The organism is Klebsiella sp. 18074 (assembly GCF_902705905.1).
Classification (GTDB): Bacteria; Pseudomonadota; Gammaproteobacteria; order Enterobacterales; family Enterobacteriaceae; genus Klebsiella; species Klebsiella terrigena.
On record NZ_CACSIS010000013.1, the window covers coordinates 56,159 to 70,352 of the forward strand.

General features: G+C 44.9%; 20 protein-coding genes. 19 read left to right on the forward strand and 1 reads right to left on the reverse strand.

From position 1 onward, the window contains the following. Window positions 1–12 precede the first annotated feature (12 nt). From GVK32_RS14320 to GVK32_RS14375, 12 genes are all read left to right on the forward strand, one after another. Window positions 13–960, forward strand: a complete 948-nt coding sequence (locus GVK32_RS14320) for a hypothetical protein (protein ID WP_227697865.1) — start codon at window positions 13–15, stop codon at window positions 958–960. A gap of 2 nt (window positions 961–962) precedes the next feature. Beyond that, complete coding sequence (locus tag GVK32_RS14325) at window positions 963–1,712, forward strand: ATP-binding protein (RefSeq protein ID WP_132509884.1); 750 nt, start codon at window positions 963–965, stop codon at window positions 1,710–1,712. A gap of 7 nt (window positions 1,713–1,719) precedes the next feature. After that, complete coding sequence (locus GVK32_RS14330) at window positions 1,720–1,986, forward strand: DUF977 family protein (RefSeq protein WP_132509886.1); 267 nt, start codon at window positions 1,720–1,722, stop codon at window positions 1,984–1,986. Window positions 1,987–2,071: 85 nt separating this feature from the next. Next, entirely contained in the window at window positions 2,072–2,662 is a 591-nt protein-coding gene (locus tag GVK32_RS29140) for a hypothetical protein (RefSeq protein WP_227697866.1), read from the forward strand. Between the two features lie 412 nt (window positions 2,663–3,074). Continuing rightward, window positions 3,075–4,427, forward strand: coding sequence for an SIR2 family protein (locus tag GVK32_RS14340; protein WP_159870769.1), 1,353 nt, complete (start codon window positions 3,075–3,077; stop codon window positions 4,425–4,427). A 273-nt stretch (window positions 4,428–4,700) separates the two neighbouring features. Further along, window positions 4,701–5,138 (forward strand): N-acetyltransferase, encoded by a 438-nt coding sequence (locus tag GVK32_RS14345; RefSeq protein ID WP_159870772.1) that lies wholly within the window; start codon window positions 4,701–4,703, stop codon window positions 5,136–5,138. 90 nt (window positions 5,139–5,228) lie between these two features. After that, complete coding sequence (locus tag GVK32_RS14350; RefSeq protein ID WP_159870775.1) at window positions 5,229–5,831, forward strand: site-specific integrase; 603 nt, start codon at window positions 5,229–5,231, stop codon at window positions 5,829–5,831. Between the two features lie 142 nt (window positions 5,832–5,973). Further along, a complete protein-coding gene (locus GVK32_RS14355; RefSeq protein WP_159870778.1) occupies window positions 5,974–6,606 on the forward strand; it encodes a Vat family streptogramin A O-acetyltransferase in 633 nt (210 codons plus the stop codon). 153 nt (window positions 6,607–6,759) lie between these two features. Then, window positions 6,760–7,350 carry a GrpB family protein gene (locus tag GVK32_RS14360; RefSeq protein ID WP_159870781.1) on the forward strand — a complete coding sequence of 197 codons (591 nt, stop codon included), beginning with the start codon at window positions 6,760–6,762 and terminating at the stop codon, window positions 7,348–7,350. A gap of 93 nt (window positions 7,351–7,443) precedes the next feature. After that, a complete protein-coding gene (locus GVK32_RS14365; RefSeq protein WP_200842881.1) occupies window positions 7,444–7,896 on the forward strand; it encodes a GNAT family N-acetyltransferase in 453 nt (150 codons plus the stop codon). A gap of 174 nt (window positions 7,897–8,070) precedes the next feature. Further along, window positions 8,071–8,541 carry a GNAT family N-acetyltransferase gene (locus GVK32_RS14370; protein WP_159870787.1) on the forward strand — a complete coding sequence of 157 codons (471 nt, stop codon included), beginning with the start codon at window positions 8,071–8,073 and terminating at the stop codon, window positions 8,539–8,541. Between the two features lie 325 nt (window positions 8,542–8,866). Continuing rightward, complete coding sequence (locus GVK32_RS14375) at window positions 8,867–9,448, forward strand: DUF4145 domain-containing protein (protein ID WP_159870790.1); 582 nt, start codon at window positions 8,867–8,869, stop codon at window positions 9,446–9,448. A 74-nt stretch (window positions 9,449–9,522) separates the two neighbouring features. Here the strand turns inward: GVK32_RS14375 and GVK32_RS14380 are convergent, their stop codons facing one another. Beyond that, complete coding sequence (locus tag GVK32_RS14380) at window positions 9,523–10,929, reverse strand: hypothetical protein (RefSeq protein ID WP_159870793.1); 1,407 nt, start codon at window positions 10,927–10,929, stop codon at window positions 9,523–9,525. Between the two features lie 617 nt (window positions 10,930–11,546). Here GVK32_RS14380 and GVK32_RS14385 point away from each other — a divergent pair. The 7 genes from GVK32_RS14385 to GVK32_RS14415 all read left to right on the forward strand — a co-directional run bounded on the left by GVK32_RS14385 (window position 11,547) and on the right by GVK32_RS14415 (window position 14,151). Beyond that, complete coding sequence (locus GVK32_RS14385; RefSeq protein WP_115192522.1) at window positions 11,547–11,780, forward strand: DinI-like family protein; 234 nt, start codon at window positions 11,547–11,549, stop codon at window positions 11,778–11,780. Between the two features lie 110 nt (window positions 11,781–11,890). Continuing rightward, on the forward strand, window positions 11,891–12,076 hold the full coding sequence (locus tag GVK32_RS14390) for a hypothetical protein (protein ID WP_115192523.1): 186 nt from the start codon (window positions 11,891–11,893) through the stop codon (window positions 12,074–12,076). 57 nt (window positions 12,077–12,133) lie between these two features. Continuing rightward, on the forward strand, window positions 12,134–12,730 hold the full coding sequence (locus GVK32_RS14395) for a DUF1367 family protein (RefSeq protein ID WP_159870796.1): 597 nt from the start codon (window positions 12,134–12,136) through the stop codon (window positions 12,728–12,730). Beyond that, on the forward strand, window positions 12,730–12,936 hold the full coding sequence (locus GVK32_RS14400) for a hypothetical protein (protein ID WP_159870799.1): 207 nt from the start codon (window positions 12,730–12,732) through the stop codon (window positions 12,934–12,936). Before GVK32_RS14395 ends, GVK32_RS14400 begins: the two co-directional genes overlap by 1 nt. A 2-nt stretch (window positions 12,937–12,938) precedes the next feature. After that, window positions 12,939–13,520, forward strand: coding sequence for a recombination protein NinG (locus GVK32_RS14405; protein ID WP_159871018.1), 582 nt, complete (start codon window positions 12,939–12,941; stop codon window positions 13,518–13,520). Then, window positions 13,517–13,657: a YlcG family protein gene (locus GVK32_RS14410; RefSeq protein ID WP_159870802.1), complete on the forward strand. Its 141-nt coding sequence runs from the start codon at window positions 13,517–13,519 to the stop codon at window positions 13,655–13,657. Before GVK32_RS14405 ends, GVK32_RS14410 begins: the two co-directional genes overlap by 4 nt. After that, window positions 13,654–14,151 carry an antiterminator Q family protein gene (locus GVK32_RS14415; protein ID WP_159870805.1) on the forward strand — a complete coding sequence of 166 codons (498 nt, stop codon included), beginning with the start codon at window positions 13,654–13,656 and terminating at the stop codon, window positions 14,149–14,151. Before GVK32_RS14410 ends, GVK32_RS14415 begins: the two co-directional genes overlap by 4 nt. The last annotated feature ends 43 nt before the right edge of the window (window positions 14,152–14,194 follow it).

Consider the following 14,194-nt stretch of genomic DNA (forward strand, 5'->3'; position numbering starts at 1 on the left):
AGTGGGTAGTTTATGGCTAGATATCGAAAAATAGAAGTTCAAATGTGGGGGGATAGTAAATTCCGCGCGCTGTCTGCGTTGCCGCCTTGCGGGCAAGGGCTCTGGCTGTATTTATTAACGAATGTAAATACGAGTCCTATACCTGGGTTATTTCGCGCGGGAAGGGCAGCGATCGCCGAAGAATTGGGATGGTCCCTTGAAGCCTTTGATAAAGCCTTTCAGGAAGCCTTTAACCAAGGGATGGTGAAAGCTGATTTTATATCTCGTGTTGTGTGGATTCCTAACGCGATAAAACACAATCGCCCGGAGTCCCCTAATGTAGTTATTTCCTGGGGAAAAGAGATTGATCTAATACCAGAATGCACCCTCAAGGATGAGGCAATAGCTACGCTATATGATCATATGCAACTAATTGATTCCGAATCAGATAAACCTGAGAAACGATCTTATTCAACAGCCTTTGAGAAAGCGTTTGGAAAGGCTTTGGGAAAGCCTTTCGGGAAGTCTATCCCTAATCAGGAACAGGAACAGGAACAGGAACAGGAACAGGAAGACGATAGTTCGGGGCATGGCTCCGCCACACCCCCAGGCGGTCAGAGTCAGAGCGAAGGCGATAAACCAGAACCGAAAAAAACATACCCGGATGAGTTCGAGTTGGTCTGGTCGATTTATCCAAAGCGGGCAGGGGGCAACAGTAAGTCCGATGCGTTCAAGGCCTGGAATGCCCGCATCAGGGATGGAACAGCTGCTGAGGAAATTTACTCAGGCGTGGAGCGCTACGCGGCTTTCGTGAAATTTGAGGGAAACCTGAACACGCAGTACGTGAAACAGGCGAAGACGTTTTTCGGTCCCGGTATGCATTTCAGCGAACCGTGGGCGATTCAGCAGGCGCCAGGCACACGAGATCCCAATCAGATTTCGGAGCCTGACAAAACCATCCCATCGGGATTCAAGGGGTAGCGATGAAAAACATTGTTGGTACCGGCAGCGCGCTGGAGCGCCTGAAACGAATTATTCCAGCGAGTGTGCAACCAAAATTCGGCACAGTCGCAGAATGGCGCGCCTGGCAAGAGTCCGAAGGGCGGAAGCGCTGCGAGGAACTGGAGCGGGAAAACCAGAAGACTCGCGCTGAGAAAATTTTTGGGCGCGCGGGTATTCAGGATCTGCACCGCAGCTGCACGTTCGCAAATTACCAGGTGAACGGCGATGGCCAGCGCCGGGCGTTAACGCTGGCAAAAAGCTACGCGCAGAACTTCGGTGACGGGTTTACCAGTTTTGTATTCAGTGGCAAGCCGGGTACCGGGAAAAATCATCTGGCCGCGGCGATCGGAAATTATCTGCTGCAGCGCGGGCATACCATTCTGGTGGTCACGATACCTGACCTGATGCTGCGGGTTCGGGAATGCTACGACACGGGAAAATCGGAAGCGGAACTACTGGACGACCTTTGCCGGGTTGATCTGCTGGTGCTGGACGAAGTGGGCATTCAGCGCGATAGCCGGAATGAGAAAGTCATTCTGAACCAGGTCATTGATCGCCGGCTTTCGTCGATGCGCCCGGTAGGGGTCCTGACCAACCTGAATTATGAATCGCTGGTGGAAACCCTCGGCGCGCGGATCCTCGACCGTCTCCAGATGGATAGCGGTATCTGGGTCAATTTCGACTGGGATAGTCACCGCAAAAATGTGCACCATTTGCGCGTTGTGAAGTGAGGAGATTATGGCTAACAAATCGCGCGAACAACAGCAGGCGAGCGTTCAGAAAATTATCGAACTGACTCTGGCGAGAGGCCGCCTGACGGTGAAAGAGGCCTGCGCCGAACTTCATATGTGTCGTGATTCCGTAGGAAAACATTTTCGTGCTGCGGCGCGTTCCGGAAAAGTCGTCCGCTATGGGCGTCTCGGGTTGTTTCGAGACCAACGAGCAACCATTGATTTTGATCTCAACAGATTTAGTTATCGTAAGAGCTCAGGAGCAGGCAAATGAGCAAACAACGTAAATGGCGCTTTGTCTTTGAAGGAGCTGAGCAGCGGGAAGGCGGTCATTATGTCGATAAGCCAGAGGCCAACAAATGACTAGAAACTTAACTGAAAAACGTATCGCTGAAATTCTCGCTCGCGCAGAAGTTTGCGACGACTCTGTTTTAACAGATTACGCTGATATAGCGTCAGCAATGCGCGAGCTACAGGAACGCCGCAAGGCTGAGCAGGACAGGGACCCACTAGCCTATACCGATGAGCGAAACATAGGCTATATCAACCAGGGTAGAGATACAGCGCATCTGTGGGGCGAGCAGAACTCAGAGCCAGCAGATGTCGCGCTCTACCGCCACGCGCAGCCAGCGCGGGTAGAGACCGAGGATTTATACAAACTCGCTAATCACATAGCCAGCAGCAAAAGCGGGCTGCCTGATGAATGGCTGGACTGGGCCAAGGAACTGGAAACTGATATTCGCCGCGCCGCCGTGCTTCAGGTAGGCAACTCTCTGGTAATTCCGGATTCTATCCGCGACGCTCTGCTCAAATCACTGGCCGCGATGGAATTCATGGGCGATACGCTGAATAACCTCGACGCTGTTTGTACCGAAGATGTTGGATTTGTAGCCCCAGCATTCGACGCGGTTCGTAGTGTGCTCGCAGCCGCCCAGCAGGAGGTGAAATAGTGGATCCTTCACGGGAATATGCCTGTGGTCGCAAAGATGATTATGAGAGAATAACCGAAGTCTTTTAGTGAATATTTATGTGTTGTAACTCAGATCTGAGCTAGCGCTCTTACGATACAGAGCTTAAGCTCAGCTGACAGGCAGCTTTGTGCCAAAAGCAGACATTTTGTCTCTCTATTCAGGCGGCCAAATTAAGTAAACCACTTCATACTCACTGATCAGCCGCGATGTGTGCGCTGTGTTGCAGCTATCGCAATCACATCCTAAGAAGATTTCTGAGAAACGCAAATAACTTCAATGATATTATATACAAAGGAAACGCCGGGAAGCCGGGGTAAAGTTCGGGTGTCACAAAGCCCCTAACCGCTTCGCGGTGCATCACATAGCAATCACCTATCCCTGAGGTAACTATATGGACTTTACGGAATATCAAGAAGAAATAATCGAAGATGTTAAATCTTGCCTTGAAAGCTTACAAGTCCAACCCATTTTATTCATGGGTGCAGGTATTTCACAACGATATATAAAAGCGCCTGACTGGGAAGGTCTACTGAAGCAACTAGCGGAAATCTGCCCCTTGATCAAACGCCCCTATGGTTACTACAGCCAAACAAAGGGGGATAACAAGCCATTGATTGCTAGCGATTTTTGTGACTTCTATGCTGAATGGGCTTGGGATGATGGCAAGGATCGCTATCCAGAGACATACTTTGAAGGAACGACGGCAAAAGATATTTATATTAAGCATGAAATTGCATCTATTCTGAATGAATTATCAAACTCCGTTGATTTCTCGAACATGGAATATACCGAGGAAGTTCAGAAATTAAGGAAAGTAAAACCTCATGCAATAATTACAACAAATTATGACGACACATTAGAAAAAATATTTGACAATTATCAGGCAATAGTTGGTCATAACGTTGTTAAAGTGAATTATTCATCTTATGGCGAAATCATGAAAATTCATGGTAGCAGTCATGAGGTTGAAAGTATTGTTATTACAAATGAAGATTATGTTGATTTCTATAAACGTAAGAAATATATCAGTGCTAAGTTGCTAACATATTTTGCTGAACACCCTTTGTTTTTCTTTGGGTACAGCATCAATGATGAAAACATAAAGGCAATTCTCTCTGATATAGATGAAATCATCGCTCCCAATAATGCATTGATTCCAAACATTTATCTTGTCTCCTTCAGTAAGGACTGCGAGGCCACTGGTTCTCATCAGAAGGAATTGCTAATCGGTGTTGGTGAGAATAAAAGCATTAGAATCAAGGTGATATACGCAAATGATTTTGGTTGGATTTTTGATGCATTATCATCTAATACACCGGAAATTAGTGTTAATCCAAAACTTGTGCGTGCATTTCTAGCCAGAACGTACACATTCGCATCAGAATCCCTTGTTAAACAAGAGCTTCCATACGATTTTGAGATGTTCCGCGATATTGCAGAGCATGATGATGCATTAGCAAAAATGTATGGTATCGCTGAACTCAATAATGGGCAGGCACTAAATGCTAGTTTCCCATATACAATATCTGATCTGGCAAGGATTCTCGACATGGGATCGTGGCACTATGTTAATCAAGAATTCGAGAAATTAAGAAAACTAACCGACTTCAATATTAAAGCATCAGACAACAATTATCATGTTTTCATTAAATCTGGGAAAAGTGGTGTCGGAAAATACTCATCTGAGGCACTTGATTTATTGCGAAAATTAATAAATGGAGAACATTTTGAGTTAAACCCATAATTAAAGATGATGCGCTCAATGACGTTATGCTAAAGAGGCCGCTGCGGGAGACATTTTCGCAGCGGCCTTGACATGTCAGCCTGAGTTAAATAATTTTTTTACAGTTGTTTTACGTCCGCTCCTCGCTCTCCACTACGGTAACTGTGTGCCAACAGCGGACGTTGATGCCTCAGTTGTACAGTGGAAAGGCAAAGCAGAAAATAAAAGGCTTGAAATTCGACTCTACAACTGTAAATTTAAACAGTTATTTATCCAGCAAATAGGACTTTTGAAATGAATGGCTCGGTTGAAGAGATAAGTTTTGAGATTTGTGAAAACACTGATGCGGAACAATCATTACCTATTGAAGAAGGGCTCAATCATTTCAACGATTTAATGACGGGAATAAGTGACCGTAAACCATTATCTGTATTAATAAAATCAACTAAAACTGGTGAAGTACTTGGAGGAATGCAAGGACGTTCGTCACTGGGTCTCCTTTTTATAGATCTTTTCTATCTTCCACCGGAGCTGCGGAGAATGGGGCTTGGTACAGATATCCTCAACCGTTTCGAGGATGAAGGGCGGAGAAGGGGCTGCACAGCTGCATTTTTGTATACGATAAGCTTTCAGGCTCCTGATTTTTACAAAAAACACGGTTGGGAGGAATTTGGGCGTATTGGCTGCGAGCCGGAAGGTACAAGCCGGATATTTATGAAGAAATCCTTATAAAATTCATCTTCATCTTTCAACAGGGGCGTCAGCTCTTCGCTCATAAGGGACAACCATACTCAAATCTCCCATATTGCAGGAGATTTGAGTATGAACACTTCATCATGGAACAAAGGCCGTATCGTAGGCCAAAAAAGACCACTTCAGATATCTCATATCTGGGGGATCCGAATCAGGCTTGAACTGGAAGGTAAGACGCGCGATTTGGCTCTGTTCAATATGGCCCTGGACAGTAAGCTACGAGGCTGCGATCTGGTAAAACTTAAAGTATCTGATGTTGCATATGGTAACTCTGTTTCAAGCAGGGCAACGGTGTTGCAGCAGAAAACCGGTAGCCCTGTCCAATTTGAGATAACCAAAGGGACAAGAGAAGCTGTTACTGCATTGATAAATATTGGTAATTTACATAGTAATGACTTCTTGTTTCGATCCCGGGTCGGTACTAACCAGCACATATCAACCCGGCAATACAACCGGATTTTTCATGGGTGGGTAGCAAAGCTTGGTCTCGACGATTCGCTTTACAGCACACATTCCATGAGAAGAACAAAACCTTACCTTATCTACAAGAAAACTAAGAATCTCAGGGTGATCCAACTTCTGTTGGGCCATAGGAAACTGGAAAGCACAGTCCGTTATCTGGGCATTGAAGTCGATGATGCGTTAGAGATCTCTGAATCGATTGAAGTCTAAGGTTGTCAGGGCTGCAATAGCAGCCCTGTGCCAGGAGCGGACGTTACTGGGGTTCTGAAAAGCACCTTTGTAATAGCCTGATTAGCTTGCCCCTTTATGTATGTTAATCTGAAGCCAATAAAACAATTACGTCGGAGAGCGTATGCAAGGTCCGGATCCACTGAACAAGCATCCAATGGAAGGGTTTCCTCAGGTTTGTTTCATCAAAAATACAGTGACGAATCCAAACATTATCATTGGCGATTTCACCTATTACGACGACCCAGAAGACTCTGAGAATTTTGAGCGGAATGTTCTGTATCACTTCCCTTTCATCGGTGACAGACTGGTTATCGGTAAATTTTGCGCTATAGCAAAAGGTGTCCAGTTCATTATGAACGGTGCGAACCACAAGTTATCAGGCTTCTCTACGTTTCCATTTTATATTTTCGGAAATGGATGGGAAAAGGCGATGCCAAAGCCCGAAGATTTGCCGTACAAAGGCGATACGATAATCGGAAATGATGTCTGGATAGGTTACAAAGCGCTGATCATGCCTGGCGTGAAGATCGGCAACGGCGCGATTATTTCCTCCCAGGCTGTTGTTACCACCGACGTGCCTGCTTATACCATTGTCGGTGGAAACCCTGCAAAAGTGATTAAATCACGATTTCCAGATGAAATAGTAATCGAACTGGAAAAATTAGCGTGGTGGGAATGGTCTGTAGAAAAGATAACTAAACACCTCACGGCAATAATGTCTAATGACATTAATACGCTTCTTACAATCGAGTAATCTGAATTGGCACGGCCAGCCGACATCTCGTTCAAAGCAGCTCCTGAATCGTCTCACTGGCCATTTTTGCCAGGAGCGGACGTTTGAGAGACATCCAAACCCATCTCCTGTACGCTATTGTTCATAATTTGTAAGGTCGATAGGTGTTGGTTTATGGTTAGCCCAAAAGAAATAATGCAGCATTATGTCATTGATCCTCAGGATAGTTATTTTGTTAATGGCGTACCGCCGATTGAGAATGTTGCAGTCGTTGCTTATGATCCCCTGTGGCCGGAAATATATTCATCGTTAGCATCCACTATTAAAAATAAATTAGGTTCGAATTTACTAAGAATTGATCATATAGGTTCTACGGCGGTACCTGGTCTGGCTGCCAAACCCGTTATTGATATTGATTTGACAGTTGCTGATGCTACAGATGAAAAAACTTATGTATTAGCACTTGAGAGTCTTGGGTATAAACTAATTGTGCGTGAGCCTCGCTTCCATGGACATCGTCTTTTTCATTACGATAATCCCAGAGTTAACCTTCATGTTTTCACTCAAGACACTCCTGAAACAATCCGACATGTGCTTTTTCGAGATTGGTTGCGACAGTCAAAGAAGGACTGTCAGCTATATGCTGAAGTTAAATTAGATGCAATTAAAGGTTGTAGCTTAGATATTCAACAATATCACGAAAATAAAAGCAAGGTGGTGCGTGAAATCTATCAGAAAATATTCAAACATTTAGGCTATATCTAATATGTTTCTTGACCGTTATTGTTTGATATTTACACCAAATATTATGGTTGAAAATCAAAAACTGAAAAATACAGATAAAGAGATGTAGGGAGAATGATGCAAATTTCTTTAAGAATCGCCACCAACGCTGATCTCGTCATCGTTAACGAGCGCTATGCTGAGATTGATTTTGTTCCGTCACTTGCAGGGGAACTAATCGTATTGGCGACTGATGGCGATAATATTGTTGGTCAAGGTAGAGTTGTAAAAATCGATACAGAAAGCGGCGAGCTTGGGGGAATTTATGTTTTTCCCGGCAATGAGGGTCTGGGGATCGCCCGTAAGGTGGTAGATTTCCTAATTAAGAACTCAGGTCTGTCAGTTCTTTACTGTTTACCTTTTGCTGAGCTTGAAGGTTTTTACGGGTCAATGGGATTTGGTACCGTCAAAGATATAGAGAAAATCCCACCGGCGGTTATCAAAAAGCATGAGTGGTGCCTGAGTAACTACGATAAAACCGTACTCCTTCTGAGTAAGGAGATGAACGTATGCAGATACTCAGACTAAAAACAGATCGCTTGCTGTTAAAACCATTAGGCACCAGAAAGTGCTGTCCTACCGACAGGTTAAAAAACTGAACATCCGGGAAATAGCAGATGCCACAGGCTATAGTTGCTCTCAAGTATGTAGCATCCAGACCCTTTCCCGGCAGGCAGAACGCGTTACGACTAACGAGGTTTTATGAAAATCAGAAGGTTCACTAATGGGGATGAAATTGCGTTATTCAGGGTCTTTTTATCTTCTGTACATACCATCGCATCACACTACTACACACATGAACAAATAGAGGCCTGGGCTCCACCAGATATCGACCCGGAACAATGGGCCAATTACATGAAGGAGCTGCGCCCCTTTGTTGTTGAAGTGGATGGGGAAATAGCTGGATATGCAGATGTTCAGCCGAATGGGTACATTGACCATTTCTTTGTCTCAGGAACCTACCCGAGACAGGGAGTAGGGACGCTACTGATGAATTGCATTCATGAAGAAGCTAGACAACTTGGAATTGCTGAACTTACTTCAAATGTGAGTAAGGCTGCGGAAGAGTTCTTTCTACGGCAAGGCTTTCAAGTAGTGGAACGGGGTTTTCCTGTCCGTCGTGGCGTGACACTACAAAATGCATTGATGCGGAAATATTTGGCGAAACAATAGAAAGCTGGTTGAAGGAAAGTATTGACCTTTTCGCCTGATTGAAATCAGTCAGTACAGAAAACCATCATAACGTACAATATTTTCCGTTTCCCAAACGGAGTCCTGAATTGGCGCAGTCAATTAAGTCAACGGGAGAATAACGTCAGCACCCCGTTCAACGCAGTCCCTGGATTTTTTCACAGGCAGGTCTGTGCCAGGAGCGGACGTTTTACATATTGCTATTAAATGCTTAAGGTTAGTCCTCAATGATTACTTAAACTCCTGTTCATCTATTTCAAAAATGTATAATCTGCTTAAGAAAAGATCGAGGACATGAGGGGGAATGATGTCTACTGTTGCAGATTTAGTATCAGCTTTAGCTTGGCCATTAGCTTTTGTATGGTTTGTTCAGAAATATGGTAATGATGTTAAAGAGCTAATTCTCCGGCTATCTAAAGTAAAATTTGGAAATGCGGAAGCTGAATTTACTTTAGGGTTAAAAGCCGCGGAAGAGTTAGCTAATGGAGCTCCCATGGTTGAAGCATCAAAAAATCTACATGAGGAAGGCATCGAGTTTTCTAAACGTATGTCGCAGTTAGAGCGCATTGCGGATGTATCGCCTAGGGCCGCAATTATGGAGTCATGGTTACTAATTGAAGAAGCGGCAGGAAAAGCAGGCTTTGTCCAAGGAGCATCTATTCCACGAATCAATCCTTTATTATTTATTGAATGGTTAGTAAGAGAAGGTAAAATTGATAAATCAACCGCTATATTGGTCGATAGGATGAGAAAACTACGAAATGAAGCGAGTCATTTGAAAGATTTCGAACTCACAAAAGATGAAGCTGAACGATATCTAAAAATAGCCGTTCAGATCTCTCTTCTTATCATCGAGCCGGATTCACTCGTAGTGTTAGAAAATGAGTAAACGCATCCAGCCGCTCACTCTAAGGCAGGGTTGGCGGCTGAAAAAAGTACGTTACCTAACTGTTATGCTTTTCTCTATGAATTAACCAAACGTTGATAAGCAGAAACTTTTCCAAGATTAGGGAGTTGAGGCAGTGTTGCTGTTGCGATGTAACCCAGAGCTTGAATTACAACTTGATTAGTAGAAGTAAATGTTGCAGCTAGATTTTTATAACTCTCAGCACATCTAGCTATAGAAACTCTGGATGCAAATTCACTATCCAAGACAAGTCTTACAAACTCTTTTAATTCGTTGTCACCAAACTTAGCAATCATCTGATCGTAATAATATACAGCCCCATTTGAAACGCCGTATCCATTGCCCAATTTACACATAATTATGGTTTTGACGTAATCCTTTCTTACTGCATCAGGTATAATTCCGGTGCTGGATATATATGCAGCCAAAGCTGAAGCATGAGGCGGTTCACTATGAAAATTATTCCATCCGCTGTGAGCTTGATATAGATTATATATCTTTATCGACATTTCAACTGATAGTGTATCTGCAGGCAAATATGGCAACCCACTAACAATAGTCAAAAATTCGTTTGCTGCATCACGCCGAGAGTTCTCGCCATTAGTAGCAAATGACTGGTATTTAATGCCGCAGTTATATTTCGCACTATCAGATGCTAAGGTCCAACAATCATTTGCAATGCCTTTAATATTGTTTTTAATTTGCACCGATGCAGAATCATTTGTATACATTCCAAATATAGTTCGCAGGAGAGAATTTAGAGCATCTAAAGGTAGAGTTTGTAAGCCTGTTTTGATATGGGCTATGGCAGTCGTATCTAAAGACTCTTGTTTGATGCTTAACAGAAAGCGATTTACATTTAAGGCTGCAGGTTCAGGTTGCTTTGATATCACTTCTTTTATACATGTTTCTAACCAGGAAACTAATTGAAAACCACTTAGCTGATTCTGGTTAGGGTGTGCTGCGCTTGCCCAATTTCGCATATCCCTAATGTAATCTAAGTGTTTAAAACCTAAATCTGAAAGCAGACCTGTTAGGTGACATCCCCTAATTAATTCCCACTCCTCAACCTTTACAAGATCATCAATGGATTTTAATTTATCTCGTCTTTTAGGATCGGTTATTATGCTGTCATAAAAATAATCAATATCATTTAATGAAACCTTCCATCTCAAATTGGTTACAGTCTCATTCCACAGAAAATTCAGAGCAGCATCAAAAAGACCAGCGCCGCATGCTGCGACGAATTTCGATAAATATAATGACCCAGACCGGGTTTGTGCCGTCATGTTACTTATGACATCGGGAAGATTTGAAATAACTCTGTGACGTTCTGAATTCTCTACGAGAACATTATTTGTGGGCAAGTCTAGACTTGTTAGGTAGACAGCAAGTGACGTATTAAATTGGTCCACTACAGTTGTGACACTTTGTGTGTCAACTACTAATAAGTTATTTGCCATTTTCATTCCTTTTCATCGGTTTTCATGCTTCAGTCAACAGTTCAGAAAGAATTCATAACGATTCCATTAATTATTCATGTAAGTCATTTGAGAAACACTTGATAGTGTCTCATTTTTTATCACGGGCTTTTGATTCTAAAAGCAATTTAAACTAGCTGAACCAACTGATGCAACTAAAAAAACCAAGATCATACTGGTACTTTATCTACCAAAGCCAACTACAGCTCACAGCATAAGATCCCTTTGCTGGTTTGCTTCCCTGTAGGGTGATCATTGCCACACGATAAGCTACTTCCGCTCCTCGCTCTCAGGAGACCTACAGCGTCACGTGTTTGTCTGCTGTGTGCCAGGAGCGGACTTTACTCTCTTACATTTTACGGAATGTGAGTGCGCTACAAATGTGGATCAAGGCTCCAGATACCACGAGCCAGTGACGCGTACTACTTCGATACGTCCGGCCGTAACAAAAAATAAACCTTGTCAATTCAACCCGCTACGGCGGGTTTTTTTATGCAACTACTGATAGAAAAGTTAACAATTCGTTCTCTTAAGATATTGAACATTTATCGGCATGGGTGTACTGTTTATTTATACAGTATATCGATGTCGAGGTTACTATGAGAATTGAAATCACAATCGACCGCAAGAAGGTGTTGCCAGATGGTGCTGAGCCTGCCCTTGAAGCTGAACTGCTGCGGCGGTTCAGCCAGAAGTATGAGGACTGCAAATTATCAGTACGTCGCTCCGGGGCTGATAGTCTGAGTGTTTTGGGTGGTATTGATGGCGATAGAGAAACGATAGAAGAGATTCTGCAGGAAACGTGGGAAAGTGCCGACGACTGGTTTTACTGAATTGGCTTTAGTTGGTAGCAGGCATTTTTGTCAGAGCATCGCATACAGCGTTTCCCTCAGATGCAGCTGCCAGACATCTTTTTAGTCTGAATGTAGCTCGGGGAGGGGCGATGGATATTGAAGAGGCCATTCGTATAATCAAAAAAGGTGGCGAATACCGAATAAAATGCAATGGTGACCAGGTTATCGTCCTTGAAAAGATCAGCGAAAAGCAATTTCTAGCTACCATCGAAGAGTTTGTAGAATTGTCTATTGAAGCTGGGATAATTGACCCGGCATATATAAACTTGCCATAATCAATTTGCCGCCTGAACAACGGCATCGGAGTATTGCAGCGCCACCGGAGAATCACGATGGCGCATTTGCACCTAATAAAGCAGTCACAAGGCATACTGATCCCTGCAACGCAGGAGACCAGCGAATTTCTGCAATCAAAATGCAGGCTCGGCGCCGTCCTGGAAGCCGACTATAAACTCGTCCGCAACCCGGCGTTTCATCGCCGCTACTTTGCTTTACTCAATCTCGGCTTTGACTACTGGGAACCTACCGGCGGAGCGATCTCATCCAATGAGCGCAAGCTTGTGTATGGCTACGCCAGTTTTCTAGCCGCCTATGGCGGTAACGAATCAGCCCTTCTTGATGCCGCAGAACAATACCTCGATCGCGTAGCCGAGAAACGCGCCGGCAGCATCAGCATCTGTAAATCTTTTGACGCCTATCGGACGTGGGTCATTGTCGAGGCAGGGCATTATGACGCCATACAACTGCCGGACGGAACGCTAAAAAAACATCCCCGTAGCATTTCTTTCTCCAGCATGGACGACACCGAATTCCATGAATTGTACAAGGCGTCGTTGGATGTTCTCTGGCGCTGGATCCTATCCCGTTCTTTTGGCAGCCAGATGGAAGTCGAGAACGCCGCAAACCAGCTTCTGAGCTTCGCGGGGTGATGCCGATGAAATATTCGTGGTTTCACCATAACGACTGCACAACGCAGCAGGCCGACGAATTGATGGCGAAGTATCGCCAGCAGGGCGTGAAGGTTGAGCGCAGCCTCAATCAGGACCTTCTCACCTGGACCGTCAGCGCGCAGCTGGTGGAGGACAATAAACCACCTCGCCCGGATTCCCGCTGGCGTAACCGGATGTGGGGGTGATGATGGTCAAGAAACCCCAACGGCGCTGCAAAATCTGCCGGGTTAAGTTCACTCCTGCATTCGAAAATCATCGCTGGTGCTGTCCTGAGCATGGGGCGGAGTTTGCCATGCAGGAGTTGGAGAAGAAACGAGATAAGCAGACCCAGGCCAAGGAGAAGAAAGAGCGCGCCGCCTGGCGGAAACGCAAAGCTGCGGCGAAACCTCTCAAGCACTGGGAAGATATGACCCAGCGCGTCGTTAATGACTATATTCGCGAGCGCGACTTTGACCTGCCGTGCATCAGCTGCGGAACATTCGAGACGGTCCAATGGGAAGCCGGGCATTACCGTTCCCGCGGTAAGGCATCACACCTTCGCTACCACGAAGACAACATTCACAAACAGTGCCATCACTGCAACGTGCAGCTATCCGGAAACCAGCAGCAGTGCCGCATCAATCTGGTAGCCAAAATCGGCGCAGAGCGCGTTGAAGTGCTCGAAAACAACAACACCCCTCACCGATACACCATCGAAGAGCTGGAAGGCATCAGACGCCATTACAGCGCGTTACGCCGCGCACTCGTCAAGCAAAGGGAGGCCGCATGAACCAGGACGTAATCGAGCGCATCTGGGAGCGCCGGCAAAAGCTCCGCCTCTGCCGGCACCGCGGAACGGTGATGACCGACTACCGAATACTGAAAAACTTTGTTCGCATCTATCAGACCCTGGGAGAGACAGCATGAAACTGGAATTAACCAACGAACAGCACCAGTGGATCGATCAGTGGCTTCAGCTCTGGGGCGCATGGTGTCAGACAGGAAAGATAGACAAGGCGATGATAAACATGATCGCCAAGTTCATGGCGACAGTTGAACCGCAGGCATCATCTCGCCCCGTATGCAGCGACGATGACGGGATGCTTATTGACGCCATTATTCGGCATTACCTTAAAAATGTAGATGAGAATGCGTGGAAAGTGATTTTCACTTATTACGTTTGCAACTCGAGTGAGATACGGATCGCCTCATGGCAGCATGCGGTAAGCAAACCACGCCTGATGAAGACGCGTGCTGGTAATCAGTATAAGCACCCAAGCATTTCAACCATCCGGCGAGAAGTTAAGCAGGTAATCAATGCTGCACTGTTTTGCCTATATCAACCTCTGCAAAATGCTTTCATTGATCGCGATAATGTGAGGAAAATTGCAAAAAACACTAATAACGTGCTTGCATTTTAATGAACAAATGAGCAATATATTTAGTGTAGGTTGCCGTATTTGC

Excerpts from the sequence above, each read along its gene's own strand:
- GVK32_RS14340 (WP_159870769.1), top strand. The coding sequence starts at position 3,075 with ATGGACTTTACGGAATATCAAGAAGAAATAATCGAAGATGTTAAATCT.
- GVK32_RS14400 (WP_159870799.1), top strand. The coding sequence starts at position 12,730 with ATGCCGATGAAATATTCGTGGTTTCACCATAACGACTGCACAACGCAG.
- GVK32_RS14350 (WP_159870775.1), top strand. The coding sequence starts at position 5,229 with ATGAACACTTCATCATGGAACAAAGGCCGTATCGTAGGCCAAAAAAGA.
- GVK32_RS14380 (WP_159870793.1), bottom strand. The coding sequence starts at position 10,929 with ATGGCAAATAACTTATTAGTAGTTGACACACAAAGTGTCACAACTGTA.
- GVK32_RS14330 (WP_132509886.1), top strand. The coding sequence starts at position 1,720 with ATGGCTAACAAATCGCGCGAACAACAGCAGGCGAGCGTTCAGAAAATT.
- GVK32_RS14325 (WP_132509884.1), top strand. The coding sequence starts at position 963 with ATGAAAAACATTGTTGGTACCGGCAGCGCGCTGGAGCGCCTGAAACGA.
- GVK32_RS14345 (WP_159870772.1), top strand. The coding sequence starts at position 4,701 with ATGAATGGCTCGGTTGAAGAGATAAGTTTTGAGATTTGTGAAAACACT.
- GVK32_RS14365 (WP_200842881.1), top strand. The coding sequence starts at position 7,444 with ATGATGCAAATTTCTTTAAGAATCGCCACCAACGCTGATCTCGTCATC.
- GVK32_RS14320 (WP_227697865.1), top strand. The coding sequence starts at position 13 with ATGGCTAGATATCGAAAAATAGAAGTTCAAATGTGGGGGGATAGTAAA.
- GVK32_RS29140 (WP_227697866.1), top strand. The coding sequence starts at position 2,072 with ATGACTAGAAACTTAACTGAAAAACGTATCGCTGAAATTCTCGCTCGC.
- GVK32_RS14375 (WP_159870790.1), top strand. The coding sequence starts at position 8,867 with ATGTCTACTGTTGCAGATTTAGTATCAGCTTTAGCTTGGCCATTAGCT.
- GVK32_RS14360 (WP_159870781.1), top strand. The coding sequence starts at position 6,760 with ATGGTTAGCCCAAAAGAAATAATGCAGCATTATGTCATTGATCCTCAG.
- GVK32_RS14390 (WP_115192523.1), top strand. The coding sequence starts at position 11,891 with ATGGATATTGAAGAGGCCATTCGTATAATCAAAAAAGGTGGCGAATAC.
- GVK32_RS14405 (WP_159871018.1), top strand. The coding sequence starts at position 12,939 with ATGGTCAAGAAACCCCAACGGCGCTGCAAAATCTGCCGGGTTAAGTTC.
- GVK32_RS14410 (WP_159870802.1), top strand. The coding sequence starts at position 13,517 with ATGAACCAGGACGTAATCGAGCGCATCTGGGAGCGCCGGCAAAAGCTC.
- GVK32_RS14370 (WP_159870787.1), top strand. The coding sequence starts at position 8,071 with ATGAAAATCAGAAGGTTCACTAATGGGGATGAAATTGCGTTATTCAGG.
- GVK32_RS14385 (WP_115192522.1), top strand. The coding sequence starts at position 11,547 with ATGAGAATTGAAATCACAATCGACCGCAAGAAGGTGTTGCCAGATGGT.
- GVK32_RS14415 (WP_159870805.1), top strand. The coding sequence starts at position 13,654 with ATGAAACTGGAATTAACCAACGAACAGCACCAGTGGATCGATCAGTGG.
- GVK32_RS14355 (WP_159870778.1), top strand. The coding sequence starts at position 5,974 with ATGCAAGGTCCGGATCCACTGAACAAGCATCCAATGGAAGGGTTTCCT.
- GVK32_RS14395 (WP_159870796.1), top strand. The coding sequence starts at position 12,134 with ATGGCGCATTTGCACCTAATAAAGCAGTCACAAGGCATACTGATCCCT.